The sequence below is a fragment of the Streptomyces sp. NPDC102283 genome (assembly GCF_044766265.1).
Lineage (GTDB): Bacteria > Actinomycetota > Actinomycetes > Streptomycetales > Streptomycetaceae > Streptomyces.
Genome location: NZ_JBIWLQ010000001.1, coordinates 911494 through 926095, shown reverse-complemented (window position 1 = coordinate 926095; position 14602 = coordinate 911494). Strand labels below are relative to the sequence as shown.

Genomic DNA, 14602 nt, shown 5'->3' with positions numbered 1-14602 from the left:
AGGGGCTCCGGGGGTTGGGTCAGGCAGTACCGGGCAAGGGGTGCGCGGACGGCCGGGGCGCGTGTCGGGCGTCCCGGCCGTCCGCGTCGCTCAGCGCGTCACTTGACGGTGATCTCTTCGTAGACCGGGACGCTGAACGGGTTCAGCTCGACGTTGTCCACCCGGTCCGAGTAGCCGGCGCTGCCGTTCTGGTACCAGAGCGGAATGACCGGCATCTCCGTGACGAGGATCTTCTCCGCGTCCTGGAAGGTGGTGACGGCCTTGGCCTTGTCGCTCTCGGCGTTGGCCTTGTCGATCAGGCCGTCGAACTCCTCGTTGCTCCACTTGCCGTCGTTGGACGGGGCGTTGGTGTAGTAGAGCGGCTGGAGGAAGTTCTGGATCAGCGGGTAGTCCATCTGCCAGCCCGCGCGCCAGGCGCCGGTCAGCTTCTGGGTGGAGACCTGGGCGCGGAAGTCGGCGAAGGTGCCGACGGGGCCGCCGACGCAGGCCTTGTTGTTGCCCATGACGTTGTTGATGCTGTTGCAGACGGCGTCGACCCACTCCTTGTGGGAGCCGGTGTCCGCGTTGTACGAGATCTTCAGCTGGCCGCCGGGGATGCCGCCGCCCTCGTCGATCAGCTTCTTGGCCGCGGCCTTGTCGTACGTGCACTCCTTGCCGCAGAGCCCCTTCTTGAAGCCGCCGTCGTCGCCGAGGACCGGGGAGGTCCAGTCGGAGGCGGGGGTGCGGGTCTTCTGGAAGATCTGGTCGGTGATCTGCGGCCGGTTGATCGCCATCGAGAGGCCCTGGCGGACCTTGCGGGCGTCGTCGGTGTCCCATTCCTTGTCGTAGAAGGGGAAGGCCAGGGTCTGGATGATGCCGGCGGGGGTGTTGATGTACCGGTCGCCGAGGTCCGCCTCGACGTTGCGGAGCTGGGAGGCGGGCACGTCGTCGACGAGGTCGAGGTTGCCCGCGGTCAGGTCGGTGTAGGCGGTGTTGTTGTCGGTGAAGACCTTGAGGTCGACGCCGCCGTTCTTCGCCTTGTCGTCGCCCGGGTAGTCGTCCCACTTGCGCAGGTTCATCGAGGAGCCCTTGGCGTACGACTCGATGGTGTACGGGCCGTTCCCGACGGGCTTGGAGAGCCAGGCGTCGTGGTCGTCGTAGAACGCCTTGGGCAGGGGGACGAAGGCGGAGTAGCCGAGGGTGTCGGGCCACAGGGAGAACTTCTGGGTGAGCTTGGCGGTGAAGGTCAGGTCGTCGACGACCTTCAGGCCGGACAGGGTCTCGGCCGAGGCGGAGCCGGACTCCGGGTGGACCTTGTCGTAGCCCTCGATGTACTGGAAGAAGTAGGCGTTCTTCTGGTTGTTCTTCAACGCGGCGCCGTAGTTCCAGGCGTCGACGAAGGACTTGGCGGTGACCTTCTCGCCGTCGGAGAACGTCCAGCCGTCCTTGAGCTTGATCGTGAAGTTCTGGGAGTCCTTCGAATCGATGGACTCGGCGATCATGTTCTTGGCCTCGCCGGTCTTCGGGTCGTAGCGGATCAGCCCGCGGAAGACCATGTCGAGGACCTTGCCGCCCTGGACCTCATTGGTGTTGGCGGGTTCCAGCGGGTTCTGCGGGTCTCCCCAGGAGGAGCTGACGATGCCGTCGGCGCCGCCGCTGCCGCCGTCACCGCCACCACCGCCGCAGGCCGTCGCTGCCAGAGCGACGGCCACCGCACATGCGGCCCACCTGACCTGTGTGGCTCCGCGCATGGAGTGCCTCCTAGAGTCATCGAGTAGCTCAATGCCTCATATCACCCCATAACCCCATGTATCGCATGTGGGCTTACCCCGTACGGGCGGGGGCGCGGGCAGACGCGACGATGCCCGGTCCCCCTCGGGGAACCGGGCATCTGCCGTTCAGGAACCGGAAACGGTCACGCCGCGTGCACGACGTCGCGCTCCTCGGCGAAGTGGCACGCCGACTCGTGCGTGGCCGGCGTGGCCCCCGCGACGAAGCGCTCGGGGATCGCCAGCAGGGGCTCCTCCGTGGCGCAGCGCTCCTCCGCCTTCCAGCAGCGGGTGCGGAAGCGGCAGCCCGAGGGCGGGTTCGCCGGTGACGGAACGTCACCGGACAGGATGATCCGGTCGCGTCCCTCACGGGCCGCCGGGTCGGGGACCGGGACCGCCGACAGCAGCGCCTGGGTGTAGGGGTGCGTCGGGTGGTCGTAGATCTGCGTGTCCGTACCGATCTCGGCCATCTTGCCGAGGTACATGACGCCGACCCGGTCGGAGATGTGCCGGACGATGGACAGGTCGTGCGCGATGAAGAGGTAGGACAGGTTGAACTCGTCCTGGAGCTTCTCCATCAGGTTGATGACCTGGGCCTGCACCGACACGTCGAGCGCGGAGACCGGCTCGTCGCAGATGATGATCTCCGGGTTGAGCGCGAGGCCCCGGGCGATGCCGATGCGCTGGCGCTGGCCGCCGGAGAACTGGTGCGGATACCGGTTGATGTACTCCGGGTTCAGACCCACGACGTCCAGGAGTTCCTGGACGCGGCGGCGCCGGTCGCCCTTCGGGGCCACCTCGGGGTGGATCTCGAAGGTCTCCCCGATGATGTCGCCGACCGTCATGCGCGGGTTCAGCGAGGTGTACGGATCCTGGAACACCATCTGGATGTTGCGGCGCACGGCCTTCAGCGCCCGGCCGGACAGCTTGGTGATGTCCTGGCCCTTGTAGAAGACCTCGCCGGCGGTGGCCCGCTCCAGCGTCATCAGGAGTTTGGCGACCGTGGACTTGCCACAGCCGGACTCCCCGACGATGCCGAGGGTCTCACCGGCGTACAGGTCGAAGGAGATCCCGTCGACGGCCTTGACCGCGCCGATCTGCTTCTTGAAGAGGATGCCCTGGGTCAGCGGGAAGTGCTTGACCAGGTTCCGTACCTGGAGGATCGGCTCGCCCTGGCTGACGGGCGCGTCGATGGCGGCTACGGCCTCCGCCTCGGTCGCGGCGTCCACGATCTCCACGTCGGAGACGTTCGGGGTGGCGTCCACGGGCTCCTTCTTGAGCTCAGCCATGGATCGTCTCCTTCCAGAAGTGGCACGCGCTGCCGCGGCCGACCAGCTCAAGGCCGTCCTGCTCGGTCACCGGGGCGAGCGGCGGGACGTCCGTGCGGCAGATGTCCTGTGCCTTGGGGCAGCGCGGGCTGAAGGCACAGCCCGCGGGGATACGCGTGAGGTTGGGCGGCAGGCCCTTGATCGCGTAGAGCTCCTGGCCCTTCTGGTCCAGGCGCGGGATCGAGTCCAGCAGGCCCCTGGTGTACGGGTGGGCCGGGCGGCTGTACAGCTCGCCGACCGGGGCCGTCTCCACGATCCGGCCCGCGTACATCACGGCGATCTTGTCCGCGACGTCGGCGACGACGCCGAGGTCGTGGGTGATCAGGATCAGACCCATGTTGTACTCGCGCTGGAGCTCGGCCAGCAGGTCCATGACCTGGGCCTGCACCGTCACGTCGAGCGCCGTGGTCGGCTCGTCCGCGATGATCAGGTCCGGCTCCAGGGCCAGCGCCATGGCGATCATGATGCGCTGGCGCATCCCGCCGGAGAACTGGTGCGGGAAGTCCGAGATACGGGCCGCCGCCGCCGGGATCTTGACCTGGTCCATCAGCTCGATGGACTTGGCCTTGGCCTCCTTCTTGGAGAGGCCCTGGTGCACACGGAACATCTCGCCGAGCTGGTAGCCGACGGAGAGGACCGGGTTCAGCGAGGACAGCGCGTCCTGGAAGATCATCGCGATCTTCTGGCCGCGGATCTTCCGGCGCTCCTCGTTGGACATCTTCAGCATGTCCTGGCCGCGGAAGAGGATCTCGCCCTGCGTGATCTTCCCGGGCGGCATGTCGAGGATGCCCATGATGGTCTGGGCGGTCACGGACTTGCCGGAGCCGGACTCGCCGAGCACCGCGAGCGTCTCGCCGGCGCTGACGGTGTAGTTCACACCGTTGACCGCCTTGGCCACACCGTCGCGGGTGTGGAACTCCACGTGCAGGTCACGGACGTCGAGCAGTGGACCGTCGCCACTCACGGACCCCCGCGGTGCGGGGACGTGGGCCGTCTTGTCGATGGTGGTCACGAACGCCTCCCTCAGCGCATCTTGGGGTCGAGGGCGTTGCGGACCGCATCGCCGAACATCAGGAAGGACAGCACCGTGATCGAGACCATCACCGAGGGGATGATCAGGACGTACGGAGCGTTGCGCAGCTGGGCCGCCGCGGCGGACACGTCGATGCCCCACGAGACCGTCGGCTCGGCGAGGCCGATGCCGAGGAACGACAGGGTGGCCTCGGCGGCGATGTAGCCGCCGAGCGCGATGGTGGCGACCACGATCACCGGAGCGATGGCGTTCGGCAGGATGTGCCGCGTCAGGATCCGGGTGGTGGAGGCGCCGAGCGCCTTGGCGGCGACCACGTAGTCGGCCTGCTTGATCGTGATGACCGAGCCACGGGCGACACGGGCGATCGACGTCCAGCCGAGGAAGGCCAGCGACAGGATCACGACCCACACCGAGCGCTGCTCGAAGCTGGTCAGGATGACCATGGCGCCGACGATGAAGGGAACGCCGAAGAAGACGTCGGTGACACGGGACAGGATCGTGTCGATCCACCCGCCGAAGTAGCCGGCGATCATGCCGATCACCAGGCCGGTGATGGTGACCGCGATGGTCACGACGACGCCGACCGTGATGGAGGCGCGGGCCCCGTGGACGACGCGCGCGTAGATGGAGCGTCCCTGGCCGTCGTACCCGAGCCAGTCGGGGGCGAAGAAGTGCCCCCAGTTCGGGTGCTGGAGGTAGTGCTCGGCCAGGTTGGCGTCCCGCGGCGAGGCGCTGGTGAACAGGCCCGGGAAGATCGCCATGACGACGAGCACCAGGATCAGCGCCATCGAGACGATGAAGAGCGGATTGCGGCGCAGGTCGTGCCAGGCGTCCGACCAGAGGCTGCGCGGCTTGCCGGGCGCGGGACCCGCGTCCGTGGCGGGCGGCGCGTCGACGGCCGTGGCGTCGGTGCTCTTGAGTGCGGTGGTGTCAGGCATACCGGATCCTCGGGTCCAGGACCGCGTAGAGCAGGTCGACGAGCAGGCTGGCGACGAGATAGACGACGACGAGCATGGTCACGACGCCGACGACCGTGGCGCCCTCGCGCTTCTTGAGGGCCTCGAAGACGAGCGATCCGACGCCCTTGATGTTGAAGATGCCCTCGGTCACGATCGCGCCGCCCATGAGGGCGCCGATGTCGGTGCCGAGGAAGGTGACGACCGGGATGAGCGAGTTGCGCATCAGGTGGACGCCGATGACGCGGCGGCGCGGCAGGCCCTTGGCGACAGCCGTACGCATGTAGTCGGCGCGCATGTTCTCGGCGACCGACGTACGGGTGAGGCGGGCCACGTAGGCGAGTGAGAGCGAGGCCAGCACGATGGCCGGCATGATCAACTCGGTGTTCGTCGGTTCCAGGCTCACGTTCGGCTTGGCGATGCCGAGCTGGAACGCGAAGAAGTACTGGACGAGGAAGCCCAGCACGAAGGACGGCATGGAGATCAGCACCAGCGTCAGGCCGAGCAGACCGCGGTCCCGGAGGGACTCGGCCTTGAGGCCCGCGACGATGCCGAGCGAGATCCCGGCGACGACCGTGAAGACGAAGGCGAAGATCGCCAGTCTGACGGTGATCGGGTAGGCCTCGGCGATCACTTCGGCGACCGGACGCTGCGTTCCGATCTGCGTGCCGAGGTCGCCCTGGAACAGATTGCCCAGATAGTTGAAATACTGCTGCCAGATCGGCTGGTCCAGGCCCAGACTCGCCTTCATCGACGCGATCTGTGCCGCGTCCACGTGCTGTTCACCGGCAAGTGCTCTGACGGGGTCGCCGGGCAGTGCGTACATCATCAGGAAGACCAGCAGGGTCGACCCGATGAAGACCGGGATCATCTGGAGCAGTCGTCGTGCGACATAGCGCCCCATGGGTGCCTCCGTGTGGGGATAACTGCGGCGCGGGGGCCGCCTCTTCGCAGAGACGGCCCCCGCGCCTCCGGCCGTGCTGAGGGGCAGCACGGGCGGATGACGGCCAGTTGGGGAATGACCCGCAGGCGTTACTTGGTGGTGACGCCGGTCAGTTCGAGGTCACCGTGGAAGTCGACCTTGACGTTGTCGACGTTCTTGCCGTGGCCGCCGTTGATGGCGTAGTACCAGAGCGGGATGGCGGGCATCTTGTCCACCAGGGCCTTCTCGACCTCCTGGTAGGCGGCGACGGACTCCTCGAGCGAGTCGGCCTTGTCACCCTTCGCCATCAGCTCGTCGATCTCCTTGTCGGCGAACCGACCGTTGTTCGACTCAGCCTTGGAGTGGTAGAGCTCCTTGAGGAAGTTCACGTTGACGGGGTAGTCGGCCACCCAGCCACCGCGGTAGAAGCCCTTGACCTCGTCGTTGTCACGCGCTTCGAGGTCGGTCGGGAAGTCCGGCTTGGCGTCGCCCACGCACTCGACCCCGGTGGCGTTGCGGATGGACTCGCAGACAGCGGTCACCCACTCCTTGTGCCCACCGTCGGCGTTGTACTGGATGGAGATCTTGTTCTCCGGGACACCGCCGCCGGCCTCGATGAGCTCCTTGGCCTTGGCCGGGTTGAACTTCAGGATGTCCGAGTCGAGCGTCTGGTTGCCCTTGACCTGCGGGGGCGTGAAGCTCGTCGCCGGGATGCGGGTGCCGTTCAGGACGGTCTTCGTGATGGTGTCACGGTCGATCGCCATGGACAGACCCTGGAGGACCTTGGGGTCGATGTCCTTGAACGTCTTCGAGTAGAACGCCGGGTTCAGCGACTGGATCGCCGCGTACGGCTGGTCGATGGCGCCGTCACCGAGGTCCGTCTTGTACTTCGGGAGGTCACGCGGGCCGACCTGGCGGATCATGTCCAGGTTGCCGGAGATGACGTCCGCGTAGGCCGCCTCGACGGTCGAGTAGTTCTTGAACTGGATGCCCTTGTTGGCAGCCTTGTTCGGACCCTGGTACCCCTCGAAGGCCTTGACCTGGATGAGCTTCTTGTGGGTCCACTTCTCGAACGTGTACGGGCCGTTGCCGATCGGCTTCTGGCCGAACGCCTTCGGGTCGTCGTAGAAGACCTTGGGCAGCGGCGCGAACGTCGCGTAACCGAGCTTGTAGTTGAAGTACGGAACCTTGTTGTTCAGCTCGATCGTGAACGTGGTGTCGTCCACGGCCTTGAGGCCCGACATCTCCTTGGACTTGGCCGCACCCTTCTCGGGGTGGACGTCCTCGTAGCCCTTGATGTCGGAGAACCAGAACGCGTTCTGCTGCTTGTTGTCGACGTTGGCGTACCAGTTCCACGCGTCGATGTACGACTGCGCGGTCACGGCCTCACCGTTGTGGAACTTCCAGCCGGCCTTGAGCTTGACGGTCCACGTCTTGGAGTCCTCGGTCTCGACGGACTCGGCGTTCGTGAGAACGATCTCGCCCTTGTCGTCGAAGTCCAGCAGCTGGGTGAACAGCGACTGGATGACGTAGGAGCCGTTGCTCTCGTTCGTGTCGGCCGGCATCAGAGGCTTCTGGGGCTCACCGACGTCGATCGAGACGTATCCGGCGGGCTGGCCCGACGTGTTCTTCTTGCCACCGTCGCTGCTGTCGCTTCCGCCACAGGCAGTCGCGGCCAGGGCGATGACGGCCGCTCCCGCGACCCACTTGGCGCTCTTGGCACCGCGCATGGGTTTCCTCCTCATGAGTCCACTTTTGACTACAAGAGGGGCACTGGAGAGATTCACCGACACCCCTGACGGTGATCGTTCAGTGCCCCGAGTGTGCTCGTGAGTCGGCACTCCCCACAGTGCGTGACCCATTGACCCGAGCTCAATGGAGCCAACTATTGGGTACGGCCGGGCTGTAAACCACACTTAAAGGGTCTCGGTTTGACAACATCAGCACCCTCTGCGTGCCCGAAATCCGGACAAAGCGATCCCAGACAGACACGCCCGAAACGGACTGTTAACACATGTTCCGGAGAGCGACCCCCGATATCCGGACACCTTGGTCAGAAAAAGAGATTGACGAAGGCCCGGCCCACCACAGTGTCCGTGGTGGGCCGGGCCTTCTGTCAATGCCCTTGCTGACGGACCGTCCGGCGGGCCTCCGGGGATCGCGGAGCGCCTCCCCATACGGAGTGTGCGACTCCGGGCCGCTCGGAGGCCCCCCAGGGCCCTGGGACCGCCTGGGCTTCCCTGGCCCCCGGCGAGTCCCTGGAGGAGGCACACAGGTCCGCCCGGAAGCCCTCGGGGGGCGTCCGGGCGGTCCTCAGGCCCATGGGGCCACGTGTCAGCCGTGTACGGGCCGGCCCGGCGTGAGCCGTTCGGCCCGGTGCCAGCGGTGTACGGGCCCGGCGTCAGCCGTTCTTGGCGCGCGAGGCGGTGCGGCCACGCTGCTTGGCGTCCAGGACGACCTTGCGGATGCGCACGGTCTCCGGGGTCACCTCGATGCACTCGTCGTCGCGGCAGAACTCCAGGGACTGCTCCAGGGAGAGCTTGCGCGCGGGCACCACGTTCTCGGTGGTGTCCGCGGAAGCCGCACGCATGTTGGTGAGCTTCTTCTCCTTGGTGATGTTCACGTCCATGTCGTCGGCGCGGGAGTTCTCGCCGATGATCATGCCCTCGTAGACCTCGGTGCCGGCCTCGGTGAAGATGACACCGCGCTCCTGGAGGTTGACCATCGCGAACGGCGTCACCGTACCCGAACGGTCCGCGACCAGCGAGCCGTTGTGACGGGTGCGCAGATCGCCGAACCACGGCTCGTGGCCCTCGAAGATCGAGTGCGCGATGCCCGTACCACGGGTCTGCGTCAGGAACTCCGTACGGAAGCCGATGAGGCCGCGGGACGGAACGATCCACTCCATGCGGACCCAGCCCGAACCGTGGTTCGTCATCGTCTCCATACGGCCCTTGCGGGTCGCCATCAGCTGCGTGATGGCGCCGAGGTGCTCCTCGGGCGAGTCGATGGTCATGCGCTCGATCGGCTCGTGCGTCTTGCCGTCGATCTGCTTGGTGACGACCTCCGGCTTGCCGACCGTCAGCTCGAAGCCTTCACGGCGCATCTGCTCGACCAGGATGGCGAGCGCGAGCTCACCGCGGCCCTGGACCTCCCAGGCGTCGGGGCGCTCGGTGTCCAGGACGCGCAGCGAGACGTTACCGACCAGCTCGCGATCGAGGCGGTCCTTGATCTGGCGGGCCGTGACCTTGTGGCCCTTGCCGCCCTTGCCGACCAGCGGCGAGGTGTTGGCGCCGATGGTCATCGAGATCGCGGGCTCGTCGACCGTGATCAGCGGCAGCGCGATCGGGTTCTCGGGGTCGGCCAGGGTCTCGCCGATCATGATGTCCGGGATGCCGGCGATGGCGCAGATGTCCCCCGGGCCCGCCATCTCGGCCGGCTTGCGGGTGAGCGCCTCGGTCATCATCAGCTCGGTGATGCGGACGTTGGACATGGTGCCGTCACGCTTGATCCAGGTGACCGTCTGGCCCTTGCGCAGCTCGCCCTGCTCGACGCGGCAGAGCGCGATACGGCCGAGGAAGTTGTCGGCGTCCAGGTTGGTGACGTGGGCCTGGAGCGGCGCGTCCGCGTCGAACTCCGGGGCCGGAACCGTGGAGAGGATCGTGCTGAAGAACGGCTCCAGGCTGTCGCTGTCCGGCGGGACGGTGCCGTCCTCGGGCTTCGTCAGCGAGGCGACGCCGTCACGGGCGCAGGCGTAGACGATCGGGAACTCGATCTGGTCCTCGTCGGCGTCCAGATCCAGGAACAGGTCGTACGTCTCGTCGATGACCTCGGCGATCCGGGAGTCCGGACGGTCGGTCTTGTTGATGCAGAGGATGACCGGCAGCCTGGCCGTGAGCGCCTTGCGGAGCACGAACCGGGTCTGCGGGAGCGGGCCCTCCGAGGCGTCGACGAGCAGCACGACCGCGTCCACCATCGACAGACCGCGCTCGACCTCGCCGCCGAAGTCGGCGTGGCCAGGGGTGTCGATGATGTTGATGGTGATGACGTCGCCGCCATCCTTCGGGTGGTACTTGACGGCCGTGTTCTTGGCCAGGATCGTGATGCCCTTCTCACGCTCCAGGTCGTTCGAGTCCATCATGCGGTCGTCGAGGTGCTCGGCGGCGTGGGCGGCGAACGCTCCGGCCTGCTTGAGCATGGCGTCGACCAGCGTGGTCTTGCCGTGGTCGACGTGGGCGACGATGGCTACGTTACGGATGTCGTGGCGCGTGGGCATGGGTGGCTTGCGCTTCTCTCGGATCGTGGGATCAGGCGTCTCAGTCGGTCTTCGAGTCCTCGTACGCCCGCCGGGCGGCACGCCACGGCTCGTCCCATCGTACGGGCCCGGGGCCCACCGGGCTTCCCGGACCGATCCGCGGACGCGGTCTTCCCGTGTGATTCAGGCGATATTCAGCCGCTGTCAAGGTGCTGCCGGGCCATTTGCGTGGCCGGATCCAGGCGGAGCTGTGGTGGAGCTGTGGGGGGGTGAGGAGCGGTGACGCGATGAACGGCCCGGGTCAGGGCAGAAACCACACTGCCCGCCGGGCGAACCGGCGGGCAAGGGTTTTGAGGTGCATCTGAGCTTGGCGGCGCGGGGGTGTGGTATTTGACGGCTACTTCTTGCGGTCTGCGGAGGAACCTGCCGCTTGCCGGTTCTTGAACCCGATGTCCTGGTACCGGGGGGCCGCGAAGCCGAACGCCCCGACGTTCGCGAGCTTCTTGTCGACCGCGACCAGCTGCGGGCGCTGGAAGAGCGGAATCGAACCGGCGGCGGCCCAGATCCGGGCGTCCGCCTGCTTCATCAGCTCCCGTGCGGCTTTCTCGTCGAGTTCGGCGGCGGCCTGGTCGAAGAGCTGGTCGATGTGGTCGGTGCCGACCCGGGTGTAGTTCTGCTCCACGAGGAGCGACCCGTCGGTGGCGGGCTCCGGCTTGGCGTAGATCGGGCGGCCGTCGGTGGCCGGGTAGGCGGTGGCGGGCCAGGAGTAGAGCGCCAGGTCGTAGACGCCGGAGGCGACGTGGTCCTTGAAGTAGCTCTCGTCGGGGACCTTGATGATCTCCGTGCCGATGCCGATCTTCTCCAGCATCACCGCGATCTTGTCGCCGACGCTGCGCAACGACTGGGAGCCCGGCCCGGAGGGGAGCACGAAGCGCAGGGTCAGCGCCTTGCCGTCCTTGCCGAGCTGCCCCTTGGCCGCGGCGGGCGCCGGTGCGGCGGTGCCGACGGGGGCGTACGCTCCGGCGGCTCCCCCGGGCTGCTTGTCCTGGGCGGCGACGGCGCCGTCCTCGCCGAGGGCGCCTGCCTGCCGGAGCAGGGCGGCGCTCTGGCCGGCGGCCGTTCGGGCGGGGGCCAGGACGTGGACGGCAAAGGCTCCACCGGTGGAGACGGCCTGCGCGGGGGCGTGGGAGCCGGGCTTGTCGTCCTGGCCGACGATGTAGAGGCCCTCGTCGCGGGAGGCCGCGCTGTCCTCGGAGGCCCGGTCGGCCTTCTCGCGCTCGGCCGCGGAGCCCTCGCCGTCCTTCTCCGCCTTCTTCTCGGCGTCCTGTTCGGCCTTCTCGCTCTTCGTGTCCCCGGCGTCGCTCCCATCCTCCTCGGCGCTCTTGTCGCCCTCGCCCTCCTCGTCTCCCTTCTTCTCCGCCTCGCTGCCCGCCTTGGTGTCCTTGGGCGGCTGCGCCGCGCCGCCCCGCGTCCAGCCGGCGTCCGCCAGCAGGGCCTGGGCCTCCTTGGTGTTCTGATCGCCGAGCGCCCCGCTGCCGTCCTTGTAGCCGGGCTGTCCCTCCAGGGCGAGGTGGCTGCCGAGCGGCTTCGCCGGAAGGCCCAGCGGCCCCAGCACCGTCCGGGCCAACTCCTCGCGGTCCAGGGCACGGGCCACCGCCCGCCGCACCCGGTCGTCGGCGAGGGGGCCGGACTCGCCGTTCAGCGCGAGCTGGGTGTAGGCGGGCTCCAGGGACTTGCGGACGGCGACGTCGCGCAGGGCCTTCTGCTCCGCGGTGTACGCGACGACGGCCGTGCGGTTCTTCTCCCGGGCGGCCTGCGCGATCTCCGCGGCCTCCTCGTCGGAGCCGTGCGCCAGGGCCCAGGAGCGCAAGGCCGCGGCGGGCGTGGTCTCGGAGCCCGGGCCGTGGGCGAGCGGCTGGCCGTTGTTGCCCCGGTCGCGGCGGGCGAGCGTGATGCGGTCGGCGGTGGCCGCGTCGATGTCGGCGACGTCCACCGTGCCGTCGGCGAGGGCCTCGGTGCGGTCCTCGGGGGCGACCGCCCGGAAGACGAGGGTGTCCAGCTTGGCCTTGTCGCCCCACCAGCGCGGGTTGCGGGCCAGGGTGACGGTGCCCTTGGACTTGCTGACGCCGCGCAGGACGAAGGGCCCGGCGGTGTTCTTCAGGGTGGTGCGCGCGCCGTCGTTGAAGGCGTCCGGCGTGCCGGTGATCTCCTTCGGGTAGAGCGGCGAGAAGAGCGAGCGCCAGTCCGCGTACGGCTTGGAGAACGTGACCCGCACCTGGAGGTCGTCCGCGCCCCGCTCGATCTTGTCGATCCGCTCGTAGCCGGAGTTGCGGGCGGTCCAGAACGCGGAGTCCTTGCCCCTGAGCGCCCGCCACTGGGCGACGAAGTCGGGGGCCCCGATCTCCCGGCCGTCGCTCCACACCGCCTGTTGGTCGAGCTTGTAGAGCACGACCTGCTTCGGCTCGCGCTCGATGATCTTCGCGGACTCCAGGTAGTCCGGGTTGAGCTTCGGCTGCCCGGACTCGTCCATCGGGAAGAGCGTCGGGAGCAGGGCTTGGGTGATCCGGGTGGTGGCGTTGTCCGCGTCCGCCTGGAAGGCGTTGAAGGTGGCGGGCAGCGCGTCGACCGCCCAGTTCACCGTCGAACCGTCGGCGACCGCCTGGCGGGCGGCGGGTGCGATGTCCTGGGGCACGCCCCGGGAGGTCTCCTCGCCGTCGGAGCTGCAGCCCGCCAGCGCCGGGATCGTGAGCACGCCTGCCGTGAGGAGCGCGAGCGATCGGCGCTTTCGAACCGTCCCGCGCGGGACGCCGACGTGGGACATGGCTGATACCTCCGGGGCCGGACCGGACCACCCCGTACCGGAATGGTCCGGATAGTACGTATGTGGTGTCATTTGCAGTTGATCACACTGATTCCTTCCGTCCACTGAAACGCCCCCTCGCGCGAGGGGGCGCAGACACGGCGGGCGGCGGGCGCAAGCTCACCCGGCCGGAGGAACGTTTCGCTCCCGAGGGCCGTCCGACACCCGACGCACGTGCGGCGCGACTCCGGGCGGCCTTGCTCCCCCCGCGGCCCACGATCTAGGGTGAATGCGCTTTCACGGGCATCGTGATCGCATCGGCGGGCGAGCGAGCCGCCGGCCCGGTACCAGCACACGCGCCAGGCGCGGCGCTACGAAAGAAGAAGCGGACGGTCGGTCGAGTGAGCGCCCCCACGGTGTACGACGTCGCCGAGCGGTCGGGCGTCTCCATTGCCACGGTCTCCCGGGTCTACCGGAACCCCGATTCCGTACGCGCCCAGACCCGCGAGAAGGTCATGGAGGCGGCCCGTGAGCTGGGGTACGTACCCTCCGGCAGCGCCCGGGGCCTGGCGAGCCGGACGACGGGCGTGCTCGGGCTGTGCTTCCCCGACTTCGCGGACCAGGACGCCGAGATCTCCGCCGCCGCGAGCGACGCGGACGACGACCAGGCCGTCATGCTCTACTCCGACCAGATCATCCGGGGCATGGAGCGGGCGGCCCGGCGGCACGGCTACGCCCTGCTGATCGCCGCCGCGCTGGACGGCGGGCCGGAGAGCCTGGTGGCGAAGATCGCGGGGCGGGTCGACGGGTTCGCCGTACTGGCGCGGACCGTGCCGACCGAGGATCTGGAGGTGATATCGCGCCGACTGCCCGTGGTGATGCTCTCCGGACCGCGCGAGATCGACCACCTGGACCACATCGTGGTGGCCAACGCCGAGGGCGAACGCGAACTGACCCGCCACCTGATCGAGGACCACGGGCTGCGCAGGCTCGCGTTCATCGGCGGCGAGGAGGATTCACCGGACGCCCAGGCCCGGTTCCGGGGCTTCCAGGAGGGTTGTCGGGACGCGGGCCTTCCGGTGCCCTCCCGGCCGGAGCTGCGCGCCGGGATGATGACGCAGGCCGAGGGCGCGCTGGCGGCGGGCACCCTGCTGGACCGGTCGGAGGGTACGGGGGTGGAGCGGCCGGAGGCGATGCTGTTCGCCAACGACCAGATGGCGGTCGGCGCGCTCCAGGCACTGGAGCGGCGCGGGGTGCGGGTGCCCGAGGACATCGCCGTGACCGGGTTCGACGGGATCCCGCTGAGCCGGATCGTCCGCCCGCCCCTGACGACCGTCCGCCAGCCGATCCGGCACCTGGGCGAGCAGGCGGTCGAGCTGCTCGTGCAACGCCTGGCGGACCCGGGCCGTGCCCCGGTCTCGCTGGAGCTGCCGGTCTCCGTGACCCGCCGCGCGAGCTGCGGCTGCGGCTGAGCCGACCGACAGCCCGCCGGCGCCCCGCCCCGGACGGGCGGCCCGGCGCGTGGGCTCCGGCGGCTCACCCCGCAGCCGACCGCCGTCG

9 protein-coding genes are annotated in these 14602 nt (G+C 68.4%); 1 reads left to right on the top strand and 8 read right to left on the bottom strand.

What is annotated here, in order from left to right; all coding sequences use genetic code 11:
• Window positions 1–98: 98 nt before the first annotated feature.
• The 8 genes from ACIRJT_RS04355 to ACIRJT_RS04320 form a co-directional block, all read right to left on the bottom strand.
• Window positions 99–1730, bottom strand: a complete 1632-nt coding sequence (locus tag ACIRJT_RS04355) for an ABC transporter substrate-binding protein (RefSeq protein ID WP_403904244.1) — start codon at window positions 1728–1730, stop codon at window positions 99–101.
• A 164-nt stretch (window positions 1731–1894) separates the two neighbouring features.
• Window positions 1895–3037, bottom strand: a complete 1143-nt coding sequence (locus tag ACIRJT_RS04350; protein WP_403904241.1) for an ABC transporter ATP-binding protein — start codon at window positions 3035–3037, stop codon at window positions 1895–1897.
• Window positions 3030–4088: an ABC transporter ATP-binding protein gene (locus tag ACIRJT_RS04345; protein WP_403904238.1), complete on the bottom strand. Its 1059-nt coding sequence runs from the start codon at window positions 4086–4088 to the stop codon at window positions 3030–3032. Before ACIRJT_RS04345 ends, ACIRJT_RS04350 begins: the two co-directional genes overlap by 8 nt.
• An 11-nt stretch (window positions 4089–4099) precedes the next feature.
• The gene (locus ACIRJT_RS04340) at window positions 4100–5047 is read right to left on the bottom strand and encodes an ABC transporter permease (protein WP_403904235.1); all 948 of its coding nucleotides are present in this window, start codon (window positions 5045–5047) and stop codon (window positions 4100–4102) included.
• Window positions 5040–5969, bottom strand: coding sequence for an ABC transporter permease (locus ACIRJT_RS04335; protein WP_403904231.1), 930 nt, complete (start codon window positions 5967–5969; stop codon window positions 5040–5042). Before ACIRJT_RS04335 ends, ACIRJT_RS04340 begins: the two co-directional genes overlap by 8 nt.
• Before the next feature lie 128 nt (window positions 5970–6097).
• Window positions 6098–7717 carry an ABC transporter substrate-binding protein gene (locus ACIRJT_RS04330; RefSeq protein WP_403904228.1) on the bottom strand — a complete coding sequence of 540 codons (1620 nt, stop codon included), beginning with the start codon at window positions 7715–7717 and terminating at the stop codon, window positions 6098–6100.
• A 671-nt stretch (window positions 7718–8388) separates the two neighbouring features.
• Complete coding sequence (gene typA / locus ACIRJT_RS04325; protein ID WP_215107212.1) at window positions 8389–10263, bottom strand: translational GTPase TypA; 1875 nt, start codon at window positions 10261–10263, stop codon at window positions 8389–8391.
• 376 nt (window positions 10264–10639) lie between these two features.
• Window positions 10640–13063: an ABC transporter substrate-binding protein gene (locus ACIRJT_RS04320; protein ID WP_403904225.1), complete on the bottom strand. Its 2424-nt coding sequence runs from the start codon at window positions 13061–13063 to the stop codon at window positions 10640–10642.
• Between the two features lie 380 nt (window positions 13064–13443).
• Here ACIRJT_RS04320 and ACIRJT_RS04315 point away from each other — a divergent pair, with 380 nt between their 5' ends.
• Entirely contained in the window at window positions 13444–14514 is a 1071-nt protein-coding gene (locus tag ACIRJT_RS04315; protein WP_403904222.1) for a LacI family DNA-binding transcriptional regulator, read from the top strand.
• Window positions 14515–14602: the final 88 nt, after the last annotated feature.

Bases quoted from the DNA above. Each gene is read 5' to 3' on its own strand.
- ACIRJT_RS04355 (WP_403904244.1), bottom strand. From the start codon at position 1,730: ATGCGCGGAGCCACACAGGTCAGGTGGGCCGCATGTGCGGTGGCCGTC.
- ACIRJT_RS04350 (WP_403904241.1), bottom strand. From the start codon at position 3,037: ATGGCTGAGCTCAAGAAGGAGCCCGTGGACGCCACCCCGAACGTCTCC.
- ACIRJT_RS04340 (WP_403904235.1), bottom strand. From the start codon at position 5,047: ATGCCTGACACCACCGCACTCAAGAGCACCGACGCCACGGCCGTCGAC.
- ACIRJT_RS04335 (WP_403904231.1), bottom strand. From the start codon at position 5,969: ATGGGGCGCTATGTCGCACGACGACTGCTCCAGATGATCCCGGTCTTC.
- ACIRJT_RS04330 (WP_403904228.1), bottom strand. From the start codon at position 7,717: ATGCGCGGTGCCAAGAGCGCCAAGTGGGTCGCGGGAGCGGCCGTCATC.
- typA (WP_215107212.1), bottom strand. From the start codon at position 10,263: ATGCCCACGCGCCACGACATCCGTAACGTAGCCATCGTCGCCCACGTC.
- ACIRJT_RS04320 (WP_403904225.1), bottom strand. From the start codon at position 13,063: ATGTCCCACGTCGGCGTCCCGCGCGGGACGGTTCGAAAGCGCCGATCG.